Consider the following 4,675-nt stretch of genomic DNA (forward strand, 5'->3'; position numbering starts at 1 on the left):
CACCGGCCCCGGGCGACGAGCCCACGCCGCCCCCCGCCCGACTCGACGTCGGCGAGGCCCACCTGGCCGCCGAGGCGGCGTTCCTGCCGGCCGCCGCGAGTCAGGAGACCGCCCTCGGCCGCCGGGTGTTCGCGTACGGGCGGGGCGCCACCCTCGTCGACGTGGACGGGCGCGCCTACGTGGACCTCGCCGCCGGGACCATGACGCAGTCGCTCGGGCACGGCCACCCCGCCGTGGTGCGCGCCGTCACCGAACAGGCCGCCCGGCTGGTGAACGTGCACGACAACCCGACGCCCGTGCGGCTCGACGCCGCCCGGGCGTTGGCGCGGCTGCTGCCCGCCCACCTCGGCTCCCTCGGGTTCTTCACCACCGGAGCCGAGGTCGTCGAGGCCGCGCTGCGCGCCGCCCACGCCGCGGCGGAGCCCGGCCGCACCCGGATCGCCGCGCTGCGCCGCGGCTTCCACGGCAAGACCCGCGGCGTCCGGGCCCTCGTGCAGTGGGACGTCGGCACCGAGCCGCCGGCCCCCTCGCTGCTCGGCTACCCGGCCTACTGCTACCGCTGCCCCTTCGACGCCACCTACCCGTCCTGCGACCTGCTCTGCGCGCGCCTCACCGTCCGGCAGGCCGTGGCCCGCCCCGACGTCGCCGCGCTGCTCGCCGAGCCCGTGCAGGGGGCCGCCGGGGTGATCGTGCCGCCGCCCGGCTACTGGGAGATCGTCGGGCGGGCCTGCGCCGAGCACGGCGTGCTGCTGATCGCCGACGAGGTGCTGACCGGCGGCGGCCGCACCGGCGAGTTCCTGGCCGCCCAGCGGTACGGCCTCACCCCCGACCTGGTCACCCTCGCCAAGGGCATCGGCTCGGGCCATCCGGTCGCGGTGCTCGCCGGCACCCCCGAGGTGCTGGACGAGCGGACCTGGCAGGCCGCCGGCGGCCACGGCAGCACCTTCGGCGGCCACCCGGTCGGCCTGGCCGCCGCCGCGAGCACCCTCACCGTGCTGCACCGCGACGACCTGCTCGCCCGGGTCCGCGACCTCGCCGCCGTCCTGGCCGACGCGCTCGGGGAGTTGGCCGAGCACCCGGCCGTCGGCGAGGTCCGCGGCCTCGGGCTGCTGTGGGGCGTCGAACTCGTCGCCGACCGGGCCACGAAGGCCCCCGATCCGGCCGCCGCCGACCGCGTGTTCCGGCGCGCGCTCGACCTCGGAGTCCGGGTGATGCCCGGCGGCCAGACCCTGCGCATCGCGCCCCCCTTCGTCCTCGAACCCGACGAACTCGCCGACGCCATACGCCGGTTGGGGCGGGCCATCGACGACGTACACCAGGGAAGGGCATGAACAGACGCATGGACAGAGCCATCGACCCGGCCATCGACCCAGCCGTCGACCGCGCCGTCGACCGCGCCGTCGACCAAGGGGTGATCGGGGGGTGATCGAGGCACACGAGCTGACCAAGGTGTTCCGGATGCGCGCCGACACCCGCCCCGGACTGTGGGGCGCCGTCCGCGGCCTGTTCTCCGCCGAGACCACCGAGGTCCGCGCGCTCGACGGGGTCAGCTTCACCGTGCCGGCCGGCGAACGCACCGCGTACCTCGGCGTCAACGGCGCCGGCAAGTCCACCACCATCAAGATCCTCGCCGGCGTGCTCACCCCGGGCTCCGGGCACTGCCGGGTCGACGGCCGCGAGCCGCGCGCCGACCGCAACGCCCACGCCCGCGCCATCGGCGTGGTCTTCGGCCACCGCACCCAGCTGTGGTGGGACCTGCCGGTCACCGAGTCGTTCCGGATCCTGGCCCGGCTGCACGACCTGCCGCCGGCGCTCGCCGAGGCCAACCGGCTGCTCTTCGACGAACTGCTCGACCTCGGCGAGATCGCCGACCGCCCGGTCCGCACCCTCAGCCTCGGCCAGCGCATGCGGGCCGAGATCGCCGCCGCGCTCTTCCACGCCCCCCGGGTGCTGCTGCTCGACGAGCCCACCATCGGCCTCGACCTGCTGCTCAAGGACGCCGTGCACGAGCTGGTCAACCGGGTCGCCAGGGAGCGCGGCACCACCGTGCTGCTCACCAGCCACGACGTCGCCGACATCAGCGCCATCTGCGAACGCGTCGTGGTGGTGGACGCCGGCCGGGTCGTCCACACCGGATACCTGCACGAGCTGCTGCGCCGGGCACCCACCCGCACCGTGCGCCTGGAGTACGCGGGAGACGTCGACCCCGCGGCGTTCGCCCACCACATCAGGCTGGAGCTCGGCGACCCGGTCACCGTCACCCCGGCCGGGCGGCGCCGCGTCACCGTCCAGGGCCCGCCCGAACTGGTCACCCCGCAGCGGGTGTTGGCCGCCGTCACCGGGCTGGTCGCGGTCACCGACCTGGTCGCCCCCGAGCCGACCCTCGGCGAGGTGCTGCGCGCCCTCTACGTCGCCCCCCAACCGGCCAGGGGCGGCCGATGAGGGTCCTGGCCAGGGGCTACGGCGCGCTGCTCGGCGCCGGCTGGCGGACGGCCCTCACCTACCGGGGCGCGCTGCTGCTCACCGCCCTCACCACCGCGTTCTCGCTGGTCATCCAACTCGCCGTCTGGCAGGCCGTGTACGCGAACCAGCGGGAGATCGCCGACTACGACGTCTCCACCATGACGACCTACCTGCTCGCCGGCAACCTGCTCGCGGTGCTGCTCTCCAACCGGGTCGACGACACCCTCGCCGGCGACATCTACCGCGGCGACCACATCACCGGCATGCTCCGGCCGATCGGCTTCCTCGGCACCCACGCCGCCGTCGCCCTGCCCTATCTCGCCGTCCGGCTGCTGCTCGTCGTCGCCCCGCTGCTGGTCTGCGCGGCTGGCGCCTTCACGCTCGCCGCGCCCGGGCTCGCCGGCCTCGCCTGGTTCGTGCCCGCCGCCCTGCTGGCCACCACGCTCGGCATCCTGCTCAACCTGCTGGTCGGCCTCGTCGGCTTCGTCACCACCAGCACCTGGGGGGTGCGCTACCTCAAGGGCACCGTCGTCGCCTTCTGCTCCGGGCAGTTGGTGCCGCTCGAACTGATGCCGGACGCCACCCGGCGGGTGTTGGAGTGCCTGCCGTTCACCGCCATGGTCGCCACTCCCGTCCGGCTGCTCATCGGCCGGCTGGAGGGCACCGCGGCCTGGCAGGCGGTGGGCGTCCAACTCCTCTGGACCGCCCTGGGGTTGCTGGCCTGCGGCGCCGCCTGGCGGGCGGCGCTGCGCCGGGGCGAGGTGAACGGCGGATGACCACCCCCCGCGGCACGCTCCGCCGGTACGCCGGCCTCGCCGTGCTGCTCACCGGCGTCGGGCTGCGCCGCCTCGTCTCCTACCGGTCCGACTTCCTGGTCGGCGTCGGCGCGTTCGCGCTGCGCGTGGTCCTGCACGCGCTGCTGCTCGGCGTGATCTACCGGCACGTCACCGACATCGCCGGCTGGACGTTCCGCGAGGCGGTGCTGCTGCTCGGCGTCGCCATGCTGGTGCGCGGCATCGACCACGCCTTCACCGACCAACTCTGGGAGCTCGGCCGCAAGCTGGTGCAGCGCGGCGAGCTGGTGCGCTACCTGGTGCGCCCGGTGCACCCGCTGTTCAGCCTGCTCTCCGAGCGCTTCTGCTACCCCGAGGGCATCGGCGAGGCCGTCGCCGGGCTCGCCGTCATCGGCTACGCGGCCGGTGGCCTCGACCTGGACCTCGACCCGGCCAGGCTGGTGGTCTTCGCGGTGCTGCTGCTCGCCGGCGCCCTGGTGTTCGCCGCCGTCAAACTCCTGCTGGCCGCGCTGGCGTTCTGGACCACCACCAGCCTCCAGGTGATGACCGCCGTCTACGAGCTGGCCGACACCGCCCGCTACCCGCTCGACGTCTTCCCCTGGCCGGCCAGGCTGCTGCTCACCGGCGTGCTGCCGTTCGCGCTCACCGGCTTCGTGCCCGCCGACTACCTGCTGCACGGCCCGTCGCTCCTGACCTGGCTCGCCCCGCTGATCGGCGGCGCGCTCACCGCCCTCGCGCTGCGCGTCTGGTCGCTCGGCGTCCGCCGCTTCGAGGCGGTGGGCCCGTGACCGCCGAGGCCGAGCGGCTACGGGCCACCGTGGCGCGCGCCCCCTGGTTCTCCCGGGCCACCCTCGACCCGGCGAGCCTGCGCCCCCTCGACGAACTGCGCGCCGGCCCGACGACCGTCACCTGGGCCACCGTCGAGGGCGCCAGGGACCGGACCGCCGTGCTGGTGCTGGCCGAGGACGACGCGGCGCTGCTCGCCGCCGCCCTCGCCCTGACCGCCCGCCCCGCCTGGACCACGGCCCAGGGCGGCACCGTCCGCTGGCACGGCCCGCCGCTGACCGACGCCCGCCCGGGACCGCAGCTCACCGCCACCGCCACCAACGCCGTCGCCCGGGTCACCGCCGGCCGCCCTCCGGCCGAGGAGGACCTGGTCCTCAAGGTCTACCGGGTCCTCGGCGACGGCCGCGGCGAGGTCGCGCTGCTCGGCCGGCTCGGCGGCCGCGCCGCGCCGCTGCCCGAGGCCGTCGGCCACCTCGAGTACGTGGCGCCGGGTGGCCGGCCCCGAGGCTGCCTGGCCCTGCTGACCCGCACCGCGCCCGGCGTCCCCCTCGACGTGCCGCTGCGCGCCGCGCTCCACGCCCACTGGTCCGCCGACCCGGCCGACCGGCGGCGACCCGCCCCCGTCGACCCCC

The 4,675-nt window shown here is 75.9% G+C and carries 5 protein-coding genes; all 5 read left to right on the forward strand.

Annotation, left to right across the window (positions count from 1 at the left end; genetic code table 11):
- On the forward strand, window positions 1–1,331 hold a 1,331-nt coding region (locus E1283_RS32155; protein WP_207930618.1), incomplete at its 5' end, for an aspartate aminotransferase family protein.
- A 91-nt stretch (window positions 1,332–1,422) separates the two neighbouring features.
- Window positions 1,423–2,442, forward strand: a complete 1,020-nt coding sequence (locus E1283_RS32160) for an ABC transporter ATP-binding protein (protein WP_207930619.1) — start codon at window positions 1,423–1,425, stop codon at window positions 2,440–2,442.
- Window positions 2,439–3,239, forward strand: a complete 801-nt coding sequence (locus tag E1283_RS32165; protein ID WP_132821694.1) for an ABC transporter permease — start codon at window positions 2,439–2,441, stop codon at window positions 3,237–3,239. The genes E1283_RS32160 and E1283_RS32165 overlap by 4 nt, the downstream gene beginning before the upstream one ends.
- Window positions 3,236–4,045 carry an ABC transporter permease gene (locus E1283_RS32170; RefSeq protein ID WP_132821695.1) on the forward strand — a complete coding sequence of 270 codons (810 nt, stop codon included), beginning with the start codon at window positions 3,236–3,238 and terminating at the stop codon, window positions 4,043–4,045. The genes E1283_RS32165 and E1283_RS32170 overlap by 4 nt, the downstream gene beginning before the upstream one ends.
- The coding region (locus tag E1283_RS32175; RefSeq protein WP_132821696.1) for a hypothetical protein at window positions 4,042–4,675 on the forward strand (634 nt) is incomplete at its 3' end. The genes E1283_RS32170 and E1283_RS32175, both read left to right, overlap by 4 nt.

It is taken from the genome of Streptomyces hainanensis (genome assembly GCF_004348415.1).
Classification (GTDB): Bacteria; Actinomycetota; Actinomycetes; order Streptomycetales; family Streptomycetaceae; genus Streptomyces; species Streptomyces hainanensis.

Coding starts and splice junctions, on each gene's coding strand:
- E1283_RS32170 (WP_132821695.1), top strand. CDS start 3,236: ATGACCACCCCCCGCGGCACGCTCCGCCGGTACGCCGGCCTCGCCGTG.
- E1283_RS32165 (WP_132821694.1), top strand. CDS start 2,439: ATGAGGGTCCTGGCCAGGGGCTACGGCGCGCTGCTCGGCGCCGGCTGG.